General features: G+C 43.2%; 17 protein-coding genes. 11 read left to right on the forward strand and 6 right to left on the reverse strand.

Annotated elements, in window-relative coordinates; genetic code table 11:
- Positions 1-106: 106 nt before the first annotated feature.
- The gene (tal, locus tag KQP93_RS17275) at positions 107-1,060 is read left to right on the forward strand and encodes a transaldolase (protein ID WP_135923048.1); all 954 of its coding nucleotides are present in this window, start codon (positions 107-109) and stop codon (positions 1,058-1,060) included.
- Between the two features lie 119 nt (positions 1,061-1,179).
- On the opposite strand, the gene tkt is transcribed toward tal, so the two are convergent.
- A complete protein-coding gene (tkt, locus tag KQP93_RS17280) occupies positions 1,180-3,180 on the reverse strand; it encodes a transketolase (RefSeq protein ID WP_217875356.1) in 2,001 nt (666 codons plus the stop codon).
- 354 nt (positions 3,181-3,534) lie between these two features.
- On the opposite strand from tkt, the gene KQP93_RS17285 reads away from it, so the two are divergent.
- From KQP93_RS17285 to KQP93_RS21590, 5 genes are all read left to right on the forward strand, one after another.
- A complete protein-coding gene (locus tag KQP93_RS17285; RefSeq protein WP_217875357.1) occupies positions 3,535-4,422 on the forward strand; it encodes a MipA/OmpV family protein in 888 nt (295 codons plus the stop codon).
- The gene (locus KQP93_RS17290; protein WP_058586022.1) at positions 4,422-4,805 is read left to right on the forward strand and encodes a DUF3019 domain-containing protein; all 384 of its coding nucleotides are present in this window, start codon (positions 4,422-4,424) and stop codon (positions 4,803-4,805) included. Before KQP93_RS17285 ends, KQP93_RS17290 begins: the two co-directional genes overlap by 1 nt.
- Positions 4,805-5,515 (forward strand): response regulator transcription factor, encoded by a 711-nt coding sequence (locus KQP93_RS17295; protein WP_217875358.1) that lies wholly within the window; start codon positions 4,805-4,807, stop codon positions 5,513-5,515. The genes KQP93_RS17290 and KQP93_RS17295 overlap by 1 nt, the downstream gene beginning before the upstream one ends.
- Before the next feature lie 6 nt (positions 5,516-5,521).
- Positions 5,522-6,706, forward strand: coding sequence for an ATP-binding protein (locus KQP93_RS17300; protein WP_217875359.1), 1,185 nt, complete (start codon positions 5,522-5,524; stop codon positions 6,704-6,706).
- Positions 6,707-6,866: 160 nt separating this feature from the next.
- Positions 6,867-11,813, forward strand: a complete 4,947-nt coding sequence (locus tag KQP93_RS21590; protein WP_217875360.1) for a S8 family serine peptidase — start codon at positions 6,867-6,869, stop codon at positions 11,811-11,813.
- Between the two features lie 63 nt (positions 11,814-11,876).
- Here KQP93_RS21590 and KQP93_RS17310 read toward each other — a convergent pair whose 3' ends face one another.
- The gene (locus KQP93_RS17310; RefSeq protein ID WP_217875361.1) at positions 11,877-13,022 is read right to left on the reverse strand and encodes a DUF1624 domain-containing protein; all 1,146 of its coding nucleotides are present in this window, start codon (positions 13,020-13,022) and stop codon (positions 11,877-11,879) included.
- Positions 13,012-15,096, reverse strand: coding sequence for a TonB-dependent siderophore receptor (locus KQP93_RS17315; RefSeq protein ID WP_217875362.1), 2,085 nt, complete (start codon positions 15,094-15,096; stop codon positions 13,012-13,014). Before KQP93_RS17315 ends, KQP93_RS17310 begins: the two co-directional genes overlap by 11 nt.
- A gap of 178 nt (positions 15,097-15,274) precedes the next feature.
- Between KQP93_RS17315 and KQP93_RS17320 the strand changes: the two genes are divergently transcribed.
- Both KQP93_RS17320 and KQP93_RS17325 read left to right on the forward strand, forming a co-directional pair.
- Positions 15,275-15,739, forward strand: a complete 465-nt coding sequence (locus tag KQP93_RS17320; RefSeq protein ID WP_054563006.1) for an energy transducer TonB family protein — start codon at positions 15,275-15,277, stop codon at positions 15,737-15,739.
- Between the two features lie 85 nt (positions 15,740-15,824).
- Positions 15,825-16,070 (forward strand): DUF3297 family protein, encoded by a 246-nt coding sequence (locus tag KQP93_RS17325; RefSeq protein WP_171037140.1) that lies wholly within the window; start codon positions 15,825-15,827, stop codon positions 16,068-16,070.
- 60 nt (positions 16,071-16,130) lie between these two features.
- On the opposite strand, the gene KQP93_RS17330 is transcribed toward KQP93_RS17325, so the two are convergent.
- From KQP93_RS17330 to KQP93_RS17340, 3 genes are read right to left on the reverse strand one after another with little or no spacing between them, the layout of a single operon-like run.
- Positions 16,131-16,532: a MerC domain-containing protein gene (locus tag KQP93_RS17330; protein WP_254907698.1), complete on the reverse strand. Its 402-nt coding sequence runs from the start codon at positions 16,530-16,532 to the stop codon at positions 16,131-16,133.
- A gap of 45 nt (positions 16,533-16,577) precedes the next feature.
- Positions 16,578-17,045, reverse strand: a complete 468-nt coding sequence (locus tag KQP93_RS17335; RefSeq protein WP_055198507.1) for a Fur family transcriptional regulator — start codon at positions 17,043-17,045, stop codon at positions 16,578-16,580.
- Entirely contained in the window at positions 17,042-17,545 is a 504-nt protein-coding gene (locus KQP93_RS17340; RefSeq protein ID WP_217875363.1) for a ZrgA family zinc uptake protein, read from the reverse strand. Before KQP93_RS17340 ends, KQP93_RS17335 begins: the two co-directional genes overlap by 4 nt.
- Before the next feature lie 138 nt (positions 17,546-17,683).
- Here KQP93_RS17340 and KQP93_RS17345 point away from each other — a divergent pair, with 138 nt between their 5' ends.
- The 3 genes from KQP93_RS17345 to KQP93_RS17355 all read left to right on the forward strand — a co-directional run bounded on the left by KQP93_RS17345 (position 17,684) and on the right by KQP93_RS17355 (position 24,873).
- Complete coding sequence (locus KQP93_RS17345) at positions 17,684-20,098, forward strand: TonB-dependent receptor (protein WP_217875364.1); 2,415 nt, start codon at positions 17,684-17,686, stop codon at positions 20,096-20,098.
- 27 nt (positions 20,099-20,125) lie between these two features.
- Positions 20,126-21,499 carry a 5-methyltetrahydrofolate--homocysteine methyltransferase gene (locus tag KQP93_RS17350; RefSeq protein ID WP_217875365.1) on the forward strand — a complete coding sequence of 458 codons (1,374 nt, stop codon included), beginning with the start codon at positions 20,126-20,128 and terminating at the stop codon, positions 21,497-21,499.
- 158 nt (positions 21,500-21,657) lie between these two features.
- Positions 21,658-24,873, forward strand: coding sequence for a S41 family peptidase (locus KQP93_RS17355; RefSeq protein ID WP_217875366.1), 3,216 nt, complete (start codon positions 21,658-21,660; stop codon positions 24,871-24,873).
- Positions 24,874-24,899 lie beyond the last annotated feature (26 nt).

Below are 24,899 nucleotides of genomic sequence, written 5' to 3' on the forward strand. Positions count from 1 at the left end.
GGGCGATTTATTGCGCAGTTTCTCTGGTAGATTAGATTGTTTTTTCAGCACAAATAATAGGTTAAAGCCACTACATTAACTTTTGTATGATAAGAATGGGATAACTATGTCTAGTCAATTAGAACAACTTAAAGCAGTAACAACCGTTGTTGCTGACACGGGTGATTTTGAAGCAATCAACGAATATAAACCGCAAGATGCAACAACAAACCCATCACTAATCTTAAACGCGATTCAAATTGAGAAATATCGCCCACTTGCTGCCGAAGCCGTATCATGGGCAAAAGCACAAAGCAGTGACGCAGCTGAAGTTGTAACAAAAGCAGCTGATAAGCTAGCGGTATTAATTGGCTCTAAATTAATGGAGCAAGTGCCAGGTTTAGTTTCAACAGAAGTTGATGCACGCTTATCATTTGATACTCAAGCAACCATTGATAAAGCACTTGAGCTTGTTGCTTTATATAAAGAGCAAGGTATCGACACATCGCGCGTATTAATCAAAATTGCTTCAACATGGGAAGGTATTCAAGCAGCTAAAGTTCTTGAAGCACAAGGTATCCGTTGTAACCTAACGCTGGTATTTGCATTTGCTCAAGCACGCGCTTGTGCCGAAGTAGGTGCTTACCTAATTTCACCATTCGTTGGTCGTATTCTTGACTGGTACAAAGCACAAGATGCAAGCGCTGATTTCGACGGTGCTAACGATCCGGGCGTTAAATCAGTAACGCATATCTACAACTACTTCAAAAAGCACGGCTACGACACGATTGTAATGGGCGCAAGTTTCCGTAACATCGGTGAAATCCAAGAATTAGCAGGTTGTGACCGCTTAACTATCAGCCCTAAGTTACTTGCTGAACTAGCTGCAACTGACGCACCTTTAACTCAAAAACTATTACCAGCAACAGAAAAAGCAGAAGCGCCAGCGGCAATGACTGAGCAAGCTTTCCGCTGGGAAATGAATGAAGATGCCATGGCTACTGAAAAGCTTAGCCAAGGTATTCGTCAGTTCGCAATTGACCAAGAGAAACTTGAGTCAATCTTAAGCGAATTAGTTTAAACCGATTGTTTAAGCAGCAAAAAGCCCGCAAACCAAAGTTTGCGGGCTTTTTTATTGCCTGCCTTTTAGTAAAAGCAGGCTTATCGTGTTGCGATTACGATAATTTTTTACCAGTCACATTATTCAGCAAGTAATGCGTTTGCTTTTGCAACTAGGTTTGCCACTGTGAAACCAAAGTGCTCAAGCAATACTGCGCCTGGCGCTGACTCACCAAATGTGTCCATTCCTAGTACATCACCATCTTGGCCAACATACTTGAACCAGAAGTCACGGTGCGCAGCTTCAACAGCAATCTTTGGTGTACCAGCTGGTAACACGCTTTGACAGTATGCTTTATCTTGGCTGTCAAACTGATTCGTTGATGGCATAGATACCACGCGAACTTGCTTGCCTTGTGCTGTTAATTCAGCAGCAGCATTCACAGCTAGCTCTACCTCAGAACCAGTTGCAATAAGAATAAGCTCTGCAGCTTGTTCACTATCAACAAGTACATAACCCCCTTTTGCAATATCAGCAACTTGCTGTGCATCACGTGCCATGGCTTTGGTACCCTGACGGCTGAAAATCAGTGAACTTGGGCCTGTTTCTTTTAATAACGATTGACGCCAAGCTACCGCTGTTTCAGTTTCATCACACGGACGCCATGCAGTCATGTTTGGTGTCATGCGAAGGTTGGCGATTTGCTCGATTGGTTGGTGAGTAGGACCATCTTCACCTTGACCGATTGAGTCATGGGTATACACAAAAATGCTCTGTGCTTTCATTAATGCTGCCATACGTACAGCATTACGTGCGTATTCCATAAACATTAAGAAGGTTGCGCCAAATGGAATGAAACCACCATGTAATGCAATACCATTCATGATTGCGCTCATACCAAACTCACGTACGCCATAGAATACGTAGTTACCATCAGCAGCATCTTGTAAACCTTTTGCTTCTGGCCATAAGGTTAAGTTAGAACCAGCAAGGTCAGCAGAGCCACCCATTAGTTCAGGAAGCTGGTTAGCAAAGAAGGTGATCGCATTTTGTGATGCTTTACGTGTTGCAATGTTTTGCATGTCGGCTTGGCATTTAGCAATGTACTCATCAGCTAATTCAGCGAAGTTAGCTGGTAATGCTTTTTCAAGAACACGACGTGTATATTCTTTTGCAAGTTCAGGATGTGCTTTGCTATAAGCTGCAAACTTTTGCTGCCATGCACCTTCAAGCTCTTGGCCTTTCGCTTGATTATTCCACTCGTTATAAACCTCTTGTGGAACTTCAAATGCAGGGTGCGGCCAGTTTAACTGCTCACGTACTGCTGCGATTTCGTCGTGACCCAGTGGTGCACCGTGACAGTCGTGGCTACCTGATTTATTTGGCGAGCCAAAACCAATCACTGTTTTACAACAGATTAGTGTTGGTTGCGTCGTGTTGCTTTGTGCCGCTTCGATTGCACCCGCAATTGCATTCATATCGTGACCATCAACATCACGAATAACTTGCCAACCGTAAGATTCAAAACGTGCAGGCGTATCGTCGGTGAACCAACCTTCTACTTCACCATCGATAGAGATGCCATTGTCATCCCAAAATGCGATTAGCTTGCCTAGGCCTAATGTACCTGCCAGCGAACATGCTTCGTGCGAGATACCTTCCATTAAACAGCCATCACCCATAAAGCAGTAAGTGAAGTGATCAACAATATCAAACTTTGGCTTATTGAATTGCGCTGCTAATGTTTTTTCAGCGATTGCCATACCAACTGCGTTAGCAATACCCGAACCTAATGGGCCCGTAGTTGTTTCAACACCCGGTGTATAGCCATATTCTGGGTGACCCGGTGTTTTAGAGTGAAGCTGACGGAATTGCTTAATATCTTCGATGCTTACGTCATAACCGCTTAGGTGTAACAATGCATATTGAAGCATTGAACCATGGCCATTTGATAACACAAAGCGGTCACGGTTAGACCAGTCTGGGTTTAATGGGTTATGGCGGTGAAAGTTTTGCCACAATACCGCTGCAATATCAGCCATACCCATAGGCGCACCAGGGTGGCCAGAGTTAGCTTGTTGAACGGCATCGACAGCAAGTATGCGAATAGCATTTGCAGATTGAGAACTAGGCAGAGTCATCTTATTAGCTTCCTGTTAATATTATAATATAAATAATATCGCAAAAACTCACCCAAATAGCAACTTAATAAACCGCCATGCCAGTAATGACGTGTATTTAGGGCCATTTTGTACCGCTAAACGCAGGTTTTAACACCATTTTATTGTTAATAACTTTTTCTAACTAAAGAAATGACGACACCGCCCAAAATAACCAAACCAAATTAATGAAATATACTTATTAATCAAGCAATTTACTTAACTAATTTAGGTTACAAAAACCAGATCTTGCTACAATTTGGTACATTATTTCATTGTTCAAGCCATTAATAACAACTTAATGTTAACAAGGTTTTTCATTAAGGTTGTTTATTTGTGACTGTTCTAGGTAGTTGCTCACTTGGGCTACGAGTTTTATTTCTAATTAGTGCATTTTGCCTTTCACCAATGGCAAGCAGCACTGACTCTGCGTATTTAGCAGATGAAGGAATAAGCCTTGGTTTGAGCCTAGGCTATGGTCAACTCGACAACCCGGTTTATAAAAAAGACGACATTCCTCTTTATGCCCTACCACGCATTGAGGTATTCGCCGGTGACTTTTCATTTGCAAATACTCAGTTTGCTTGGACACCCGTGTGGGGCGATAACTATCAAGTGTCGTTATTCACCCAACTCAATGAAGATGGGCTGTATTTTGCTAAACACTCAGCAGCACTGACCGCGATTAGAACAACCGGCGGCCGCCCCTCCATGACACCGCTACCACCCGGTTCAAGTATTGAAGCACCGCTGGTGATAAAGCGCCGCGGTGATATTACTAAAATATCTAAACGTAAATTATCGGCCATGAGCGGTATTGAAGCTATCGTTGACTGGCAAAGCTGGCGATTTAGCGCGTATTGGTCAATGGAGCTCACTAACTATCACAAAGGATTACAAGGCGCATTGTCTGCACAGCGCTTGTTTTTGTTTGATCAACATCTAGTTTTGCTCGGCGCAGAAATACAACATCTAAGTGCTGGTTTAGTGGATTACTACTATGGCAGCGCACAACAAGAGATACGAGCCGGATTTAGCCCTTTTTTAGGTCACTCTAGTCAAAAGTACAATCTAAAAGCCAGTTACCAATATCAGTTTAATCAACAATGGCAATTTATCAGCGATATAAAATACCAACGTTTATCATCGGGTATAACCGATAGCCCGCTTATCGATGACAGCAACTTACTGTCTTTTTATGCTGGCTTTGCATGGAATTACTGATGATGTTGCGTACGAAGCTTTTTTCACTCTTATTCATTTTTAGCCTCGCGTTTGTTGGCAGTACATTCGCACAAGCAGGCTACATTGAAGCAACACCAGAAAACTGTGTAACGGTAGAGCAAGACTGCGTGATGGATGTATCGATTAATTGGTATACCGAAGTCAGCGAAACGGTGTGCATTCGTGTTACTGATCAACAAATTAGGCTGTTCTGCCAAAAGCCAAATCAAGGGCAGAACTTTGCAATCACAGTGCAAAACAATCGCAACATTGTGTTAGAGCTACTGAGCGAACAGCTAGAACCATTAGAAAGCACTGAAATTAGTTTATTCCACCAGCATGTTAAAAAACGTCGACGTGATATCGCATGGAGTATTTTTTGATGAGCCAACATACTATTTTATACATTGAAGATGATTTAAAACTTGCCCAGCTAGTCTCTAATTATTTAACTGATCATGGCTATACCATTGAACACTTTGAAAGTGGTTGCCATGCCTGTTACCAAGCAAGTAGTAAGAAATACGACCTAATTTTGCTTGATATCGGATTAGGATCAGAAGATGGCTTTGAGGTATTTAAAGAACTAAAACAATATCAAGATACGCCAATTATTTTTATGACCGCAAGGCAGAGCCAAGTCGATCATATCACTGGCCTTGAGCTAGGTGCTGATGATTACCTAACCAAACCTGTTTCCCCGTCCATTTTATTAGCGCGAATAAATAACACGATTCGTCGCAGCCAAGCTGTTAAGCCAACAAGTACCACCCATAACGCGCATAATATTCGCTTTGGCTCTTTAAGCATTAATACTATTCAGCGCGAAGCTTATCTGCATAGCCAGCCACTTGAATTGACTAGTGCAGAGTTCGAAATACTGATCCAACTAGCTCAATCAGCGGGTCAGTTAGTCAGTCGAGACCAATTATTTGATGGCACTATTGGCCGTAAATACGATGGTCTAAGCCGCACTATCGATGGCCGCATTAGCCGCTTACGCAAAAAGCTCGGTGACGAAGCGGTGCCGGCACAAAAAATCGTCACCGTTTGGGGCAAAGGATATATTTTTTCTCCACAAGCGTGGGGTTAATGAAGTTTGCTACGCCTGTTTTGTTATTTGTATTTAACCCTAGCTGTTTGTCTGGGGAGCGCCGCTTGGTTACTAGAAACCTATTTCCCAAGCCCTCCGGCATACAGCACAGAGCAGCAACTAGCAGAAAGTATCTTAAGTCTTACGCCCAATAACTCAAACATTAAGCAAACACCTCTGGCGAACTTTTACCTTGGTGAACAATTACAGGCGTCGCTTTTAGCGGGTCAGGTGATTAGCGTTAACGATGCTAATAACAATCTTTACTTTCATAAACTTGCAGATGATAGACAGACCTTATTAAGCATTGGCCCCTACAGCCAACCTGCAGATCAGGGTTATCAGTCTTTAGTGAGCCTTCTGTTTTACTCTAGCCTTGCCTTAGCAGTGGTGATTTTTACAGGCCCACTGCTGTTTGACTTAACTAAGCTGCGCAAAGCCAGTAGTAAAATTTCAAATGCTGATTTTTCAGCACAAGTGCACTTTACACGTTTTAGCTTACTAAAGAGCATTGGCGATACCTTTGATAATATGGCATTAGCGCTTCATAACCGTAATCAAAGCCAACGTGAATTGATCAATGCTGTTTCTCATGACTTTTTAACGCCTATTTCGCGTGCTAAATTCGCCCTCGAAGCAGTCGTTGATAACAATGCTTATCGTCACAGTGTGTTGCAAGACATTATTGAGCTTGAGCTTTTAGTCGAAGAGTTTTTAACCTATGCCGAGCTCGAACAATGCGAGCCCACCTTGTTAGCTAAAGACTACTGCCCAGACGAGCTATTACAGCCCTGCATTACTAAGTTTCAAAGCTATAGCCCTTTGGCTATTCATCTTGACTGCGAATTAACAGCAATTTTCGTTGATAAACAAAGCTTTCAACGCTTATTGCAAAACTTACTTGGGAACGCGGTTCGCTTTGCTAAAACACAAATTCATATCAGGCTTTCACAATGCGAAAGCGGCACTTTGCTAGTGATTGAAGATGATGGCCCAGGGATCCCTGAACACATGCGCGCAAGCCTCATGCAGCCATTTTCAAAAACCGCTTCGGTGCACCAAACAGGCTATCAAGGTGTTGGCCTTGGCTTATCAATCGTTAAGCAGCTGTGCCTGTGGAATAACGCAAAATTTAGCTTAGATAACGCGCAAACCTTAAGTGGTGCAAGAGCAAGCATCTTGTTTCGATAGTCAGCTTTTCGGTAAAAATGTACCAAGCTGTAACAGTGTGTGCCAATTATTTACATTTCATTGATGTTATAGTCACAACCCAACACTATCCCTACTGATTACAACCGTTCGCCGCTAGCGCGAGCTCATAATTATAATCCTTCGAGGGAAGTTAGATCACATGTTCAATATGAAAAAAGTATCAGTGATGGTCGCATCTGCACTTTACTTAGGTGTAGGTACGTCTGCTGCTGCGCTAAATGACCAAGCATGGCCAGAACAGCCAGCAGGCTATGCGCCAAAGCAAACCGTTACCAATGAATTTGTGTGGGAAGACAAGGTTAATAATACTGTTAAAAAACAAAGCCGCGTTTTCACACCAGAGAAAGATATTAGTGGTATTCAAACTTATATCGTGCAACTGGACGATGCACCTATTTCAACTTACCAAGGTGGTGTTAAAGGGCTTGCGAGCACAAAAGATGTGGTAATGCAGACGCAACAAGCAACAACGCGCTCAACGCTTAATATGGCGCAGCCTGCTATTGCAACTTACGCTAATCACCTAGCAAGTAAGCGCCAATCAGTACTGAGTACTGCGATGAGCCAGCAAGGCTTACAGCTAAATGTTGAGCGCATATTCAATGTGGCATTAAATGGTTTCACCACCCAAATGACACAAGATGAAGCGAAGCGCTTAGCTAAAGTGGCGGGTGTTAAGAAGATCACTCGCTCAAAAATCTACAGCCTAAATACTTTTAATACTATTGAACAAACCGGTGCATCTGCTCTTTGGAGCACAAGTGCTAGCAACCCTAGCAGCAACAAAGGTGAAGGCACGGTTGTCGGTATTATAGATACGGGTATCAATACCGATCATCCATCATTCGCAGCAGTAGGCGGCGATGGCTACACTCACACCAACCCTCTAGGCGACAAATACTTAGGTGATTGTGCAACCGCTGAATTTGCTGATCTGTGTAACGACAAGCTAATTGGTGTTTATTCTTACCCTGAGATCACCGCAGCTTATGTAGACTCTGTATTTGAAGAGACTCGCCCTGAAAATGGTGAAGACTACCATAGCCATGGCTCACACGTTGCCGGTACCGCTGCAGGTAATATCCTTTACGATATTCCTTACAAACTGACTGAGTATGAAAGCCAATCATCTGGTTTAGAAACTAACGTAACTTTCCCGCAAGTATCAGGTATGGCGCCACATGCCAATATCATTTCATACCAAGTATGTTGGCCGGGTGGTTCAGGTGACCCATACGCAGGTTGTCCAACAAGCGCTATTTTAGCAGCCGTTGAACAAGCTGCTATTGATAATGTTGATGTACTGAATGCTTCATTAGGTGGTCTTGAAGAAGATCCATGGAGCGACCCAATTGAGCAAGCGTTCATGAATGCGGCCGAAACCGGTGTATTTGTGGCGGTAGCGGCAGGTAACAGTGGCCCTGAATATTCAACGGCTGATCACTCATCACCTTGGGTAACCACAGTTGCAGCTCATACCCCTTCAACCAAAGTAAACTTTGGTAACAAACAACTTAAAAACCTAACTGGTGGTGATACTACAGCACCAGGACCATTTGATGGTGCAGGTGTTAACTTTAACGAGCTAACAGGTTTAATTGTTGCTGCGACTGATTTTGAAAATCCAAATGAAAGTTCAAGCTATGCACTTGCTAACTGTGACAAGCCATTCCCTGAAGGTACATTTGATTTAATTGATGATCCAGCAACCGCTATCGACGAAAGTGCGCAAGATGTGATTGTAGTATGTAAGCGTAGTTCTTACCCGCTGTACTCTAAATCGCTAAACGTAGAGGCAGGTGGTGCAGAAGGTTTAATTATTTATAACCATGTATCATTCTATGATAACTACACTATTCCTTCAGTGACTTACCCTATTCCTACCATTCACATTAAAAACGTCGATGGTAAAAGCGTATTAGAGTGGCTAAGCACTGGCGACAGCCACATGGGTACCATTGAAGCAACTGAAGGCACCGTAGATGCTGTAGATAAAGACCGCATTGCTTACTTCTCTGGCCGTGGTCCATCATACTTTGGCTTTGACACCTTACTTGTAGACGTTGCTGCACCGGGTGTTGATATCTATGCGCCAGCATCAGACGACCAACCATTCACAAACAATCCAGCTACATCTGATTGGCAATCTATGTCTGGTACATCAATGGCAAGCCCACACGTTGCGGGTGCGGCAGCATTGTTAAAACAATCTCATCCTGATTGGACACCAATGCAAATTCAATCAGCATTGATGTTAACTGCAAACAATCAAGTTGCTTTAGCACAGTACTTAAACAACTACACCGATGATGGCTTTGATGCTGCCCTTGCTGAAATGGGTTCGGGTAAAATGCAAGTTGAGCGTGCTGATAAAGCAGGCCTATTACTTGATGAAAGCATTGCTAACATGAATGCTGCTAACCCAAGCCTTGGTGGCCGTGAAAAAGCACTAAACACAGCTTACATGGTTGATAATGACTGTGGCTTTAAGTGTACGTTTATCAGAACCTTTACGGCGACAGAAGACGCAAGCTGGACACTTCATACAGAAAACTGGATTGGTAATAGCAAAATTAGTGTTGAGCCAAGCAACTTTGATATTAAAGCAGGTGAGACACAAAGCATTGTTGTTACGGTTGAAGCAAGCCAACAAGCAACACCACAAGAAATTGTTGATTACACAGGTAACCAAGGTCAAATCGTAATGACCTCAAGCAATCCTGAATCACCAATTTTAGAAATGCCTGTATGGACTTTCGCTGGTGATACCGGTTTACCTGAGTATATTCAAATTGATGCTCACCGCCGTTCTGCAACGATGAAAGTGGGTCCATTCAATACTGATGAAATTAGCAACCTAACAACACAATCGTACGGCTTAGTAAAAGGCCAAGTTGAGACAGTACACCTATTCAACGACACCACACCAGGCGACCCATTCGATAGCGTAGAGGTTGAAGGTGAAGGCGAAGCTGTGAACAACAACCACATTCAGTGGACGACAGTGCCAGAAGGCGCAAAAATGCTAAGCGCAAGCGTCATGAACGACACGTCACGTGTACTTGTGTTCATGGGTAAAGATAGTAACGGTGATGGCATCGCGTCTTATGAAGAAACGTTATGTATGTCAACGAGCTACACCCTAACTAACTTCTGTAACATCGTAGATCCTGAAGCCGGTGAGTACTTCACTTTATACATGAACCTGCAAAACTATAGTTATGGCGAAGTAGATGAAGGTATCGAGGTATCGTTTGCTACAGCGGTGACCACTGAAGACAATGGTTCATTAACCGTAACAGGCCCAAGCAGCGTACCTGGTTATGACGAACTGGAGCTAGACCTTGCTTATAACCTACCTGATATGGAAATTGGCGATATTTACTTTGGTGGCTTTGATATTGGTAGCAACCCTGAAGATGCGGGTAACCTTGGTTTTGTACCAGTGATCATCGAGCAAATTGATAAAGACGTGACCTTTACAGCTAACAAAGACAAAGCATTTGTTGGTGATTTAGTTGACTTCGAAATCAGCGTCATTGCTAATAACGAAGATGAAGCGCGTCAGTTTGCACTAAATACTGAGTTCCCTGAGGGCGTAGACATTGTTCCTGACAGCATTGTCGCATCTAACTCAACGCCAGTAACGCCATTGTTAGATAGCAATGCACTTGCGCTGGTTGGCGTTCAAGAGACGACTAAAAATGTTGAACGTAATTATAACATTACTACCAACATCACTGACGAAATGTGTTCATTAACTTCGGCGCATTCACCAGATCCTTACTACCTAGAACTACGTGAGCTTGGCTGGCGTACACTAGAAGGTGTTCAAGGTCGTTACTACAACGAGTTTGAGTACACATTTAAAGAAATCATGAACACTAATCTTGATGTGTCATTCCCATTCTTTAATAAGTATCACTTTGACTCAATTAAACTTAACCCTGCTGGCTTAGTCACATTTGGTTCGCAAGGCCGTACAACGCCATTCCACGTTGAACTGCCAGAAGGTTACACTCAGCCGCCACCGCCGCCTTACCTAATCGCACCATTCTGGGTTGGTGACAACATGATCCCAGAGCGTGTTGATGGTGGTTACGGTAACTATGATGCCAACGCAGGTATCACACCAACTTACACTGTATCACGTGAATGGTTAGTACTTGAGTGGGATAATATCCAGCGTTCAAGAACTGAAGGCCAATCTGTTGACGTTGAAATGTTCATGCGTATGGGCATTGACTATGAGCCAGGTGAATACGAGTTACTATTTGCTTATGACAACCTAAGCTTAGTTGATGCACAAGGTTCTATCGGCTTGAAAGCTGCTGATGGCCGCGGCTTCATCAGTGGTGATATTCCTATCGATTTAAACATTGGTAACAAGTATGGCTTCGACAATATGGACGAAGTACTACACGACAAACTGGTTGTGTGTCTTGACTACACAGGCCCTGAGATCTCTAAGTTTGACGTGAAATTCCAAGCGTACATTGGTGAGCAAGCAGCGAATCAAACGCATCAACTATCACTTACAAATGGTTTAGTTGGCGCAGATGATGAAACCATCACCCTTGATCTTGAAGTTATCGGTAACCTAGAAATGGCAGCCTTAACTGATATGTCGGTGGCAGAGAACGAAACGATTAGTTTTGACGTGCTTTATGCTGACGAAAACCAAGTGAGCAACCAAATCGAAGTGTTAGGCGAAAACTTCACTTATGAAGTATCTGGTCACACATCAGGTAGTACTGTGACTATCACGCCAGCGGCGCACTTCCATGGTGATATTGATGTAACAGTAAAAGTTAGCGACAGCGTTAACCCAGCTGATGCAGCAATGAGTTCATTTGTATTATCGGTGATGTCTGATGGTGAAGAGCTTGGCTGTACTGACAGCTCAGCAACTAACTATGATGAAAGCGCCAATACTGACGATGGTAGCTGTTCTTTCCCTGAGGCAGTGATTCCAGAAGCTGAGGTTGAAAAAGACAAGAAATCATCAAGCGGTTCATTCGGCTGGTTACTACTAGCAGTTGCACCACTGATGGCACTTCGTCGTAAAAAACCTCGAATTAACTAAGGATTAGTTAATTAGGATAGTAAGTAGGTAATGCCGATATGCTAAGCATATCGGCATTTTTCGTTATAAATACTTTAACCAAGGCTTGTTAGCCTTACGCTTGTATTCACTAAACTTCTTGGTTGGCCAATAAAGCCCTATTGCCAGCAACAAAGTAATAAACCAAATACCTGATATATCACTGACTCCTAAATATTGCCCTTGATTTGCCCCCCAGATCAGCATGCCTATTTGATACATAAATAGCAGTACATAGAGGTGAAAAATATAAAAGAACATAGGCACAGAGCCATATACACGTAGCGCATTCGTAACGCGGTTTAATGGTCTTTCAAATAACCATAAGCCTACAAACATGCCTGCTAACGTGATCAGCAAAAAGCTCAGTGACGGTGGGTACTTAGTCACGTTAAACACCGACATCATGGTTTCGGTTGTGGTGCTAAACGTTTGCCACGGCAAGGTTTCACCATAAATATTAAAACCACGCAGCAGCGCAAATAATCCCACACATAACAGGGCTAACAGCAGTAATGCTCGTTTACGTGAACCTGCCGATTGAGTGTGTGCATATAATGGACCTGCACAGTAACCCAACAAAATTACGCCAATCCAAGGTAGCACTGGATAGCTAATTTTGACGTCGATTAAACCGCCTTGTGATAGATAGCCTCGGTCATGCAAAATCGTCCACAGCGAGTAACCAAACTCATCAGGCGTGAAGCTGATAGGGGTCAGTAAGTTATGGCCAAATACAATAACTAAACCAAGCACCAGCAATAGGTTGCGTGGCAGCTTAATCAATGCTGCTAACACCAGCATACAAAGGCCAATCGCCCACATCACTTGTAGCCAAATGGTGTGGTAGTAACCCATCCACGAAAAACAAATCAGGGTCACTTCGAGGGCGATTAAAAAAAGCCCTCGTTTGATTAAAAAGCTTCGTGCTGAGCGCGCTATTCCACTTGCTGGATGACTATAAAGCCACGCCGACAAACCGGTTAAAAAGATAAAGGTTGGCGCACAAAAGTGCGCAGCAAAGCGACTCCAAAAAAGCCCCGGCGAAGTGGTATCAACCACCATGGGATCGGCCACCTGCATGTGCAAGAAAAACCGCTCTCGCACATGATCAAGTAACATCAGCAGAATAACGACACCACGCATGATGTCGATACTGTGAATACGGCTTTTAACTTGCTCAGAAGTCATAACTTACGCCAAGTTTAAATTGTGTCGGCGCACCTGGGTAGGCCCACAATGCATTGTAAGAACTGGCGATATACTGTTCATCAAACACGTTATCGACATTCAGTGATACCGTAGTACGTTCAGTCGCTCGCCATTTAGCAAATAAACCAACAGTTTGGTAACTCGGTAAACGGAAAGTGAGATCAGCTGGGTCGCCCAAACGGTCAGACACATATTGATAATGACCACCAATCTTTATGTCTTGTGCGAATAGACTTAGGTCATGGTTTAAGCCAATCGAAAGGTTATTCTTTGGTACGTTCACAAGTGGACTGCCCTTAGGAATTGGCACTAACCAGTCAACATTTAGACTGTCTGTTGCAGTCTCGGCATCAACATAGGCATAAGATAGGTTGTATTCGGTATTGTCACCCAATGAACCCGTTAAATCTAACTCAAAACCTGTGCTATTTGCTTTACCTACAGGTGTTGAATAACCCACATTTACTGGGTCTGCCACCAGCATGTTGCTCTTACTCGCATCAAAATAAGCCAGCGTACCGCTGATATTGGCGTAACTAAATTTAACACCCACTTCAAACGAGTCGCTTTCTTCAAAACCAAATGGGTTACCTTCGGCATCGGTGCCACTTAGTGGTAAAAAGCCTTCTGAATAGCTTGAGTAAAGGTTAATGTCGTCATTAAGTGCGTAAACAACACCAAAACGTGGACTAATACGGTTTTCTTTGCTGTTTGATGCAACACCAGACTTAGTTTCAAAAATATCTTGTTCAATTTCATCAAAACGCAGACCTAACATCATTTTTAAGTTATCGGTTAGATCAAGCTGGTCTTGTAGGTAAATACCGTACGCATTTTGCTGTTCGTTATTTTCGTACTGCATGCCCACTTCAGGGCCTTCAGTGGTGCTGTACTCTGGCTCATAGATATCAATGGTGTAAGTGCCATTACCACCACGGTAGCGATAAAGCCCAGTTCGCAGCTCATAGTCGTAACCATCAACACCAATCAGTACATGGTTGGTGATACCGGCAACATCAAAGTGGCCACTTAATTCAAAACGTAGCGATAAATCATCAGACTCATAGTCACGGTATCTGTGCTGGCGAGTTAAGGTTCTGCCATCATCAAATAATGACTGGCGCGATGGTGAAAGCTCAGCATCTGACGAAAAACCCGTTAGCGTTGCAGTACGGTAACTAGCACCTAATAACAAGCTCCAATCTTGGTTTAGATCGTTGCTGTAATTTAATTGATGACCGCGTGAGTGCACCTTAGTTGGTGCATCATTTGGGTTACCTAAAAAGCGTGACTCAGGTACGGTATCAAAATCACCATTTAGCACCACAATACCACGGTCATACATTTGCTGTTGGTCAACATACTCAAACTCATAAGTCAGCGATGAGTTATCGTTGATTTGATAATAAAGCGAAGGCGTAATCACGAATTTGTCGTGGTGTACATAATCTCTGAAGCTGTCACTGTCTTGCCATGCACCATTGATACGAAACGCTAAATCATCGCTTAAACCGTTAGTGTAATCACCTTGAATACGCTTGTGATCATCGCTACCGAACTCGGCTTGAAGTTGGCCTTGCTGATAAAACTGTGGCTTTTTAGTAATAATGTTTACGGTACCACCCGGCTCTGAGCGGCCATAGAGTGCTGAGCCTGGCCCTTTTAATACTTCGATATATTCAATGTTTGATACATCACGCGGGCCTGCAAAGCCGCGACCACCACTAAAACCGTTAACTAAGTACCCAGACGGCATATTTTCGTTACCTGACAAACCACGAATTGAATAGCTATCCCACAGTGCTCCACCATTATTCTTACGAGTAATACTGGCAGAAAAATCCAGTGCATCACGAAACTTAGTAATACCGTTATCAGTCATCATGTCTTTACTTAATGTGGTGATCGATTGCGGTAAATCTTTTGTTGGAATATCACCACGAAACGCCTGTTTATGTTCAATGGTGATCGTTTCGATATCGCTGTTATCAGCTGCATGTGTATTCGCTGCAAACGCCGCAGCTAAGGCTAAACTAAGAGTTGAGTACTTCATAAGGTCTGATTGTAAAAGTTGAGAGAAATGATTTGTTATAAAATAACATAAATAAAAATTAGGTTATAGTATAACAATACATTTATCCCTTAATTTTTAGCCAAGCTTCTAGTTTACAAAGATAATTTTTAACGCTAAATTTGAGGTAGATTAAAAAACAAACAAGTTAAGGAAGACTATGTATAAATCACTTTTAGCATTAACGCTCGTATGCGCATCAATCAGCTCATTCGCAAACCCTGATTTATCACGTAAATTTCCATTTGTAGATATTCAAGCGCAGGTACTCGATACCACTACAGATAAGCCTAGCTGGCAACGGCTGCCACCAATGCACCATGTACAATACCCGACAGGGCTGCTAAATCGACAAGGCAGTGGCTGCGCAATTGTCAACTTTCAGGTAACGCCAGAAGGCGATGTGAAAAACTTAAATATTGAAAATTCAGCGCCTAAGCGCTTTAGTAAAGACGTTAGAAAGGCAGCAAGGCAAATAGTGAGAGACTGGCAATGGCCAGAGCGCACGGATGAACAAGTGATTGAGTTAACCATGCGTTTTGACTACTGCTTAACACACGACTTCGATAAAAAGAGTGAAGCCGTTGCCATGTGCGTTGAGCATTCAGAACAAGCCTGCGAGTAAACAATAAATTTGCCATGTAGATACTTGAGCCAATGCCAGCTATTGCCTACAATGGCGCACAATCTATTCAATGCAGATCGCAACTATGACTGATACACAAAAACCAGAATTACCAAACCAACTTTCTATTAACCCACGTAGTAAATTTTATGTGGAAGAAGTTTTCGAGCATGAAATTGGTGTAAAACTTAACGGCAAAGAGCGTTTTGACGTTGAAGAATATAATATCAGCGAAGGCTGGATCAAAGTCGCTTCTCCAAAAGCCCTTGATCGCCGCGGCCAACCTTTACTATTAAAAGTAAAAGGCACTGTAGAAGTATTCTACAAGTAATTCAGTTTTGCTGAATTAGCTTGTTGGCCAACACAATGGTTGGTCAACAAGTTTATACCTTTACGAGCTTAGACACTCAGCCCCTCGTTTTTTCCCACACAAGCGAAAGTTAAACCAATGCCCGGTGACGACAAAGAGCGAACCCAATAAAGTAAGTACTTTTTCGCCAGCCTCACCAATAACATTTTCACCAAGCAGCACTGCTGCAGACAACAACACCAGCCCTGCACCTCCTAGCATCAATACTCGATAACGTTTATGTTTTTTACACCCTAAAAATAGTGCTAATAAGCTGCTTGGCAGTACCGCAACTAACATCCAAAAATGAAATTGCTCGTTACCTAAACCCAGTGCTGCAGCACTTGGTAATAAAACTAATAATACTGGCACAGCTAAACAGTGAATAGCACACATAGCTGATAACCCGATGGCAAACTTATCCATCATTAATTGTAATTTCACTGAATAATTCCTACAAAATTGAACACATGAATTATAAAAAGTGCATCAAGCAAGTTTTGCTTGGCACTCATTGCATACTCCCAGCATTTCAAATTGCTTTGTTTGTGAGGTAAAACCTGCATCATCAAAATGCGGGAAAAGCTTTGCAACGTCACTGTGTGAAACCGCTAAAGTCTCAACTTTTTGGCAGTGACGGCAAATCAAAAACAAAGAAGTCTCACGCTTAAAAACCTCACTGTCGGTACCGTAAGCGATATATTTGTTAGCACTATTAAGCCTGCGAACAAGGTTTACCGACTCCAAAAAGCTCAAGATTCGATAAACAGACATAACAGATACACTTGAACTTGTGCGCAGCTTGTAGCAACTGGCCAATTCGTAGGCCGATAACGGCACATCTGTGGTTAGTAATATTTGCAGTATTTGCTTGCGCTGAATGGTGAACTTTCTGCCATGCTCAAGGCAAACCTGCTTCGCTTTATTAAGTGTGCTGGTTAATCGCTGTTTATTCATAGCGGCCACTCAATATAAGGTTTTGTTGCTGTCAGCTCTGCTATCCCTTGCGCTTGCTCTGTGATCCACTGTGCTTCGATAACAGATATTGCTTCAGCCCATGCAAATAAAGTAACAGTGACTTTAGAAACGGGCTTATCACAGCTAAACGAGTATTCAACTTCAAGGTCTTGATGTGCATGATGAGTGTGATGCTCAAATGGGTTTTCAAAATTTGCTTGAGTAAGCTTACATTCGGCGTTAAATGTCACTAGCTGCTTTGAATTTGCTAATTGGGCTAACGTTTGTTTAATGGTTTGCTTTTGCTCAGCTGTCTCTGGCTGATGCTCAAAGCCAAAAATATCTCCAGCCGGTAAAATGAACTTAACCTGCCACTTGTCTTGATCATGAACCACAAAAAGCACTCCCTCACCATGTGAATGATGATGGTGTTGATGCCCTTGAGCTGAAAAAATACATCCAACCATAAAGCATATCACTGCTAATTTTGCTGCTTTCATAACCCCAATCACTCCATTTACCTCACTTTAAACATGCTGTTACAAAAAAGAATAAAACTCATTCGTCGATTCACACTTGATACATTATAACAATTAAAGCACAATTGATACATTATAACATATCCGCAATGGTGAATAATGAATAACATCTCAAGAGTGGCTGTCGTCATAGCAGCGTTATTACCTGCCAGTGTTTTGGCACAATCGATCAAAGGCGTTGTTTTAAATAACCAAGGTAAAGCGGTGGCTAATGCCACAGTTGACCTTGAAGGTTCTGATCAAAAAGTAACAACTAACGACAAAGGTGAGTTTGAAATCAGCGGCTTAAATAACGGCTTAAAAGAGCTGCATATTTCAGCGCCAGGTTATGCTCACTTACACCGTGATATCACGCTTACCAATGACCAAGATCACAGCGCAACCTTCAATCTTAAGCGCTCACCGATTGAAGTGATTGATATTGAAGCAACGCCGATTCATATGTCGGCAATGGAATCTGCCTCACCAGTGAGTGTGTTATCAGGCGAACAATTAAGACGCCAACAAGCATCAACGCTTGGCGATAGCCTCGAAAAACTACCGGGCGTTAACACAAACTTTCATGCCAAGGTTGCCAGTACGCCTGTGATCCGTGGTTTGAGCGGCCCACGTGTTTTAATTACACAAAATGGCTTAGATGTAAGTGATGTGTCACGTGTTGGCCCTGATCACTCAGTGGCATCGGAAGCATCAACAGCGCAGCAAATTGAAGTATTACGTGGCCCAGCAACTCTATTTTATGGCAGCGGTGCAATTGGTGGTGTCGTCAACGTAGTTGATAGTCGCGTACCAACAGACAGCACAACACGTGGTGAATGGAACCTAGAACATAACTCTGTAGATGAGCAAAAAGTTGCTTCGTTTAATGCCACCACAGGAACAGAGTCATTTGCCTTTTATGCTGATGCATTCTGGCGTGAATCAGACGATTACGAAGTACCTGTTGCCGCCGATATTGACGACACCGAGCACAGCTCAAAGTACGTAGTAGAAAACAGTAATGAAGACTCAGATGGCTTTACTGTTGGTACTAGCTACTTATTTGAGCAAGGTTACCTTGGTGTTGCGGTTGAGCAATTTAACCGCCAATACGGTATTCCTGGCCATACTCATGGTGAAGAAGAAGAGCATGATCACGAAGAAGAGCACAGCGAAGAAGAAGCTGTTTTTGCTGATCTTGAACAAACCAAAGTCCAGCTACTTGGTGAATACAATATCGACAGTGAGTGGCTAAGCAAAATTAATTTACGTGCAGGCCATACAGACTACGAACACGCTGAAATCGAGCACGGTGCTGTAGGCACAACTTTCAAAAATGAAACCAATGAGCTGCGCGTTGACATTCTGCATAGCCAATTTGATGAGTGGAATGGTGGCGTTAGCTTTCATTACAAAAAAAGTGATGTAGAAGCACAAGGCTCTGAAGCATTCACCCCTCCGTCTGTTACTGAAAGTATTGCTTTTGCAATTATGGAAGAGAAGCACTTTGGCGATTTTTTAGTGCAATTAGGCGGCCGTGTTGAGCGAGTTACTATTGATGCTAATAATGTGCTGTTACCTGAGATCGATGCTCATGCACATGATGAAGACGGTGATGAGCACGACCACGGCCATGACCACGAAGAATCAAACTACACACGCGTATTTGATGTTGCCCAAGAGTTTACACCGGTAAGCTTATCAACAGGTGTGGTATGGGATTTTACACCAGGTTATAACCTAGGTTTATCGGTATCGCGTTCTGAGCGTGCTCCATCTGCATCTGAGCTGTTATCTTTCGGCCCACACATTGGTACTGCAACTTATGAAGTTGGTGCGCTATTCGACACTCATGATGGTCATTTTGAGTTATCAGAAGAGGCTATCGATTTAGAAACAGCAAATAATATCGACCTGACATTCCGTAAAACCGAGGGTGATGTTGGCTTTATTTTCAATGCGTTTTACAACCAAGTAGATAACTATTATTACCAGGTCAACACAGGCCTATACGCTGAAAGCGGTCATGATCACGACCATGGCGACGAACATAATCACGAAGAAGAGCACGATCATTCATCTGAACTACCGGTTTATTTATTTAAAACAGACGATGTGATTTTACATGGTTTTGAAGCGCAAGTTGCTTGGCAGCTAAGCGACGAATTTAAAGTCGACTTATTCTCTGATTATGTACGCGCGCGCCTTAAAGACGGCGGAGATTTACCGCGCACTCCACCACTGCGTTTTGGTACTGAGTTTAGCTATCAAACCGAAAACCTAACGGCAAATATTCACGTTACGCGCTACCAAGAGCAAGACCGCATAGCACAAGAAGAAACCACAACAGACGGCTATACCCTTGTTAATGCAAGTATTTCTTATGACTTATCGGTACTGAACCAAGACGTCTCACTTTACCTAAAAGGCACTAACTTAACGGACACAGAAGCCCGCGTTCATAGCTCATTTTTAAAAGATATAGCACCACGTCCAGGGCGTAGTTTTGCGCTTGGTATTCGCGGCTACTTCTAAACAAAATTACAAATAAAGGAAACCTACATGACACACTTATTTAGATTAAAACTATTGGCATTGGCAATTAGTAGCAGCCTGATCACCGCATGTGGTGATGCAGAAACAAATATTGTTGAGAAAGACCCTATCGAGGTTCCTGACGACAGTGGTGATGACCATGATCACGATCATGATGACGGTTATACCATTGACTCAATGGGCCGTTTAGCGGTTTTAGCAGCTGATAGCAACGAAGCGAATATCTTTGATTTAGATGACGACTCATTACTAGAAACGTTTTCGCTTATCCATGAGTCAAGCTCACTAAATGTTTCACCAAGCTACCGTTATGCAGTTATTGCTAACCGTAACCAAGATTACTTAGGCTTTATTGATAGCGGTTTATGGCGTGAAGATCATGGCGAGCATTTACATGACTATAAACAAGGCCCTGCATTTAGTGACTACGAGCTAACAACGGGCAGCCGCCCTACTCACATCGTTAAACATGATGGCCAAATGGCCGTGTTTTACGATGGTAATGCCGATGCAGGTACGGTTGCCTCTGTAGAAGTGTTAACCGATAACGACATTGCTAACGAAACCGCGACACTTGCTGGTATTCAGTACGACATCAATATGCATGGTGTTGCAGAGCCACGTGGCGAGCACCTAGTTGCAACATTGCGACGTGCTGATAGCGAAAGCACTTCAAACGCTAAAATCCTGCCGGATCAAGTGGGTGTTTTCCACCTTCATGACGGTGAATATGAGCTTGAACAAACATTTGAAGTTACTTGCCCAGATTTACACGGTGCAGCGCAAAACCATGATTATGTAGCATTTGGTTGTGGCGACGGTGTGCTAGTAGCCCACCAGCATGATGATGAATATCATGCAGAAAAAATCGCAAATATTGATGCGTTAGGTGATACACGTATTGGCACATTATATGGCCATGAAGGTAGTGAAAGCTTTATTGCAATTGCATCAGGTGTATTTGTAAGTATCAATCCAAGCGAAGCTGAAATGGAAGTACTTGAGTGGCAACTTGATGAAGGCGCAAGTGCTGTATCTTACTCATTCTCAGCAAGCGGTGAGCACTTTTTAGTACTTGATAGCTTAGGCTTTTTAAACGTGCTTGAAGCCCATGAGCACGACGGCCACATGCACTGGGAACTTGCCGGTAAAGTAGATATCACTGAAGAAGACGTAACAACGATGCCAGAAGGCATGAACTTCAGCATGACTGTGTCACAAAATAGTGAGTTTGCTTACGTTGCTGATCCTATCGCTCAGCACGTACTTAAAGTACATATCGAAGACCTTGAAATTGAAGGTGATCTTGAACTGACTTTTGCACCAAAAGCCATCACTTGGTTAGGTATTGCAGAAGAAAGTGACGATCACGACCACTAAGAAGTTATGTTTTATGGTATGACATAGCTCGCAAAGGTTGGCATTTACTGCCAACCTTTTTTTATTCATATTTTGTAACAGACCTTTCATCGCAACTGCATCGCTATTTAAGCCTTAATGGTTATGATGTAACAGTTCCCAATATAGGATGTAATCCCATGAAAAAACTAATAACGTTGGCACTGGCCATGGCTGCGACACTGGCACCTTGGGCATCAGCTTACGAAACTAAAGACACGCGCTTACTGCGTTTTCCAGATATTCATAACCAAAACGTTACCTTTGTGTATGGTGGCGATATTTACATTGCTAATACGCAAACAGGCGAGAGCAAACGCTTAACTGACCATATTGGCTTTGAAACCTTCCCTAAGTTTTCACCTGACGGTAAACGCATTGCCTTTGCAGCCGAGTACAATGGCAGCCGCCAAATTTATGTAATTAACAGCGATGGCTCTGGCTTAAAGCAACTAACTTACTACAACGATGTAGGCCCAATGCCACCACGCGGCGGGTTTGATTATCGTGTTCTCGATTGGACAGCGGATGGCAAAAATGTGGTATTTCGTGCTAACCGCACACCGTGGGGTAAACGTATGGGTCGTCCATACATGGTGCCTGCTGACGGAGGCCTTGAGCAGGCTCTGGCTATTCCAGAAACCGGCGGCGGTATGCTTTCGCCAGATGGTAGTAAATATGTTTACACGCCAATTGACCGTGAATTTCGTACTTGGAAACGCACCCGTGGCGGTCGTGCACAAGATGTTTGGGTTTACGATCTAAAAAACAATACCTCAGAGCAGCTAACCACTAACCGCGCTACCGATCAGCAACCAACTTGGGTTGGCGACAACATTTACTTTGTATCTGATCGTGATTACACCCTTAACCTGTATCAATATCAAAAAGGCGCTGAGCCGAAAAAGCTAACCAACCATAAAGACTTTGACGTACTGTGGCCATCAGCTGGCCCAAATGCTGTTGTTTATGAAAACGGTGGTTACCTTTATCGCTTTGACCCAAAAACTCAAAAAAGCAGCAAGCTAAGTATTAACATTGCTGGTGTGCGTCAATACGCAATGCCGTACACAAAAAATGTGAGTGACTTTATCGACTCAATGTCGATTTCTCATGATGGTAAGCGTGCACTCTTTACTGCCCGCGGTGAGTTATTTAGCGTACCGGTTAAACAAGGCCCAACACGTAACTTATCTTACACAGCAAAAGGCCGCGAAATTGACGCAAGTTGGTCGCCAAATGGCCGTTATATTGCTTATATGAGCGATGAAAGCGGTGAATACGAAATTTACTTAAAAGATCGTAGTAAAAATAATGCCACCAAGCAGCTAACCAGCAACGGCACTATTTGGCGTTTTACACCGATTTGGTCACCAGATAGCTCAAAACTGTTATTTGCAGATAAAAACCACACACTCTGGTGGATAGATGCAAAATCGGGTAAACAATACAAAATTGATACCAGCATCTACGATGAAGAAGGCATTCGCCAGTATACTTGGTCACCAAATAGCGAAGACATTGTGTATGTGAAAAACAATGAAAACCGCTATGCCTCACTGTGGCACTACAATGTTGATAAAAAGAAAGTGACTCGCTTAACGGATGAAATGACCAATGAGCAAAACCCAACTTTCTCTCCTGATGGCCAATACCTGTATTTTAGTTCTGAGCGCGACTTTAACTTAGCCTTCAGCAGCTACGAGTTTGACTACATGTTTAATCGTGCAACGCGTATTTATGCCGCTGCCGTAAATGACAGCATCAAACCACTTATCGCACTACAAAGTGATGAAACAGCGATCGTCAGCGATAAACAAAAAGATGACGACAAGAAAGCGAAAAATACCCTGCAAAGCAGCGACTTTATGCAGCGCGTTACCGCTTTAAATGCGCCAGCTGGAGATTACCGTGGTTTAACGGCAGTAAAAGGTGGCGTGCTAACACTGGCTAATGGTGGCCTACAATTGATAGGCACAGCTCATGACAGCGAGCTTGAAACCGTGGCTAAAGGGGTTCGTAGTTATACTATTTCGAGCAACGGTGAACACCTGTTAGTACATGCGGGTAACGATTACAGCTTAATTGAGCCTAAAGCAAAACAAGACCTAGCAGCGAATAAGCTTGATCTTAGTAACATGACCTTAAAAATTGAGCCACAAATTGAATGGCAGCAAATGTATGTTGAAGGCTGGCGTACATTACGTGATTGGTTCTACGACGAAAACCATCACGGCCAAGATTGGGACGCTATTTTAGCCAAGTATCAACCTATGGCTGATGCTATCTCACACCGTAGTGACCTAGATTACATTCTCAGTGAAATCGCAGGTGAAATTAACTCAGGCCACATTTATGTGCAGTCGGGTGATATGCCAAAAGCAGAGCGTAAAAAGCACGGTTTATTAGGTGCAAAACTTGCCAGCGATCCATCTGGATACGTAAAAATTGAGCAAATCTTCGAAGGTGAAAACTGGCATGAAGACTTCCGCTCACCACTTGGCACAACAGGGGTAAAAGCACATAACGGCGACTACATCATTGCCGTAAATGGCCGCTCAGTAAAAGACGTAGCTAACTTCTACGAATTACTAGAGAACACTCAAGGTGAGCAAGTTGAGCTAGTCCTTAACAGTAAGCCGCGCAGCAAAGGTGCATGGCAAGTTACCGTTAAGCCTGTAGCAAGCGAACAAGGTTTGCGTTATTTAGACTGGGTTAACTCTCGTGCAGCCTACGTTGATAAGCTATCAAATGGCCGTATTGGTTATGTTCACTTACCAAATACAGCCTACGAAGGTAACCGCGCCATGTTCAAAAACTACATGCCGCAAACCACCAAAGACGCCATGATTATTGATGACCGATACAATGGCGGTGGCTTTATTCCTGAGCACATGATCACCTGGCTTGCTCGTAAACCGCTTAACTACTGGAAGCGCCGCGGTGTTGAGCCTACGAAAACACCACAATTTGCTCATGATGGTCCAAAAGCCATGCTGATCAATGGTTACTCAAGTTCAGGCGGTGACGCTATTCCTTATTACTTCCGCCAAGCGGGGTTAGGTAAGCTTATTGGTACCCGTACTTGGGGTGGATTAATTGGTATTTCAGGTAACCCAAGCCTAGTAGATGGCGGCCAAGTTATCGCGGCAACATTCCGCATTTTAGATAACGATGGCAACTGGATCATCGAAAACGAAGGTGTCACCCCAGACATCAAGGTTGTTGACCGCCCTGAGCTAATCTACCAAGGTAAAGATCCATCGATTGAACGTGCCGTAGAAGAGCTTTTAAAAGAGCTAAAAGACAACCCGAAAAAGCCACTCACCGTGCCACCAGCACCGACTGACTTTTAATTCTTAACTGGTTGTTAAAAATCAAA

The sequence above is a fragment of the Pseudoalteromonas shioyasakiensis genome (genome assembly GCF_019134595.1).
GTDB lineage: Bacteria > Pseudomonadota > Gammaproteobacteria > Enterobacterales > Alteromonadaceae > Pseudoalteromonas > Pseudoalteromonas shioyasakiensis_A.

Coding starts and splice junctions, on each gene's coding strand:
- tal (WP_135923048.1), top strand. CDS start 107: ATGTCTAGTCAATTAGAACAACTTAAAGCAGTAACAACCGTTGTTGCT.
- KQP93_RS17350 (WP_217875365.1), top strand. CDS start 20,126: ATGACACACTTATTTAGATTAAAACTATTGGCATTGGCAATTAGTAGC.
- KQP93_RS17345 (WP_217875364.1), top strand. CDS start 17,684: ATGAATAACATCTCAAGAGTGGCTGTCGTCATAGCAGCGTTATTACCT.
- KQP93_RS17295 (WP_217875358.1), top strand. CDS start 4,805: ATGAGCCAACATACTATTTTATACATTGAAGATGATTTAAAACTTGCC.
- KQP93_RS17315 (WP_217875362.1), bottom strand. CDS start 15,096: ATGAAGTACTCAACTCTTAGTTTAGCCTTAGCTGCGGCGTTTGCAGCG.
- KQP93_RS21590 (WP_217875360.1), top strand. CDS start 6,867: ATGTTCAATATGAAAAAAGTATCAGTGATGGTCGCATCTGCACTTTAC.
- KQP93_RS17290 (WP_058586022.1), top strand. CDS start 4,422: ATGATGTTGCGTACGAAGCTTTTTTCACTCTTATTCATTTTTAGCCTC.
- KQP93_RS17355 (WP_217875366.1), top strand. CDS start 21,658: ATGAAAAAACTAATAACGTTGGCACTGGCCATGGCTGCGACACTGGCA.
- tkt (WP_217875356.1), bottom strand. CDS start 3,180: ATGACTCTGCCTAGTTCTCAATCTGCAAATGCTATTCGCATACTTGCT.
- KQP93_RS17340 (WP_217875363.1), bottom strand. CDS start 17,545: ATGAAAGCAGCAAAATTAGCAGTGATATGCTTTATGGTTGGATGTATT.
- KQP93_RS17325 (WP_171037140.1), top strand. CDS start 15,825: ATGACTGATACACAAAAACCAGAATTACCAAACCAACTTTCTATTAAC.
- KQP93_RS17320 (WP_054563006.1), top strand. CDS start 15,275: ATGTATAAATCACTTTTAGCATTAACGCTCGTATGCGCATCAATCAGC.
- KQP93_RS17310 (WP_217875361.1), bottom strand. CDS start 13,022: ATGACTTCTGAGCAAGTTAAAAGCCGTATTCACAGTATCGACATCATG.
- KQP93_RS17335 (WP_055198507.1), bottom strand. CDS start 17,045: ATGAATAAACAGCGATTAACCAGCACACTTAATAAAGCGAAGCAGGTT.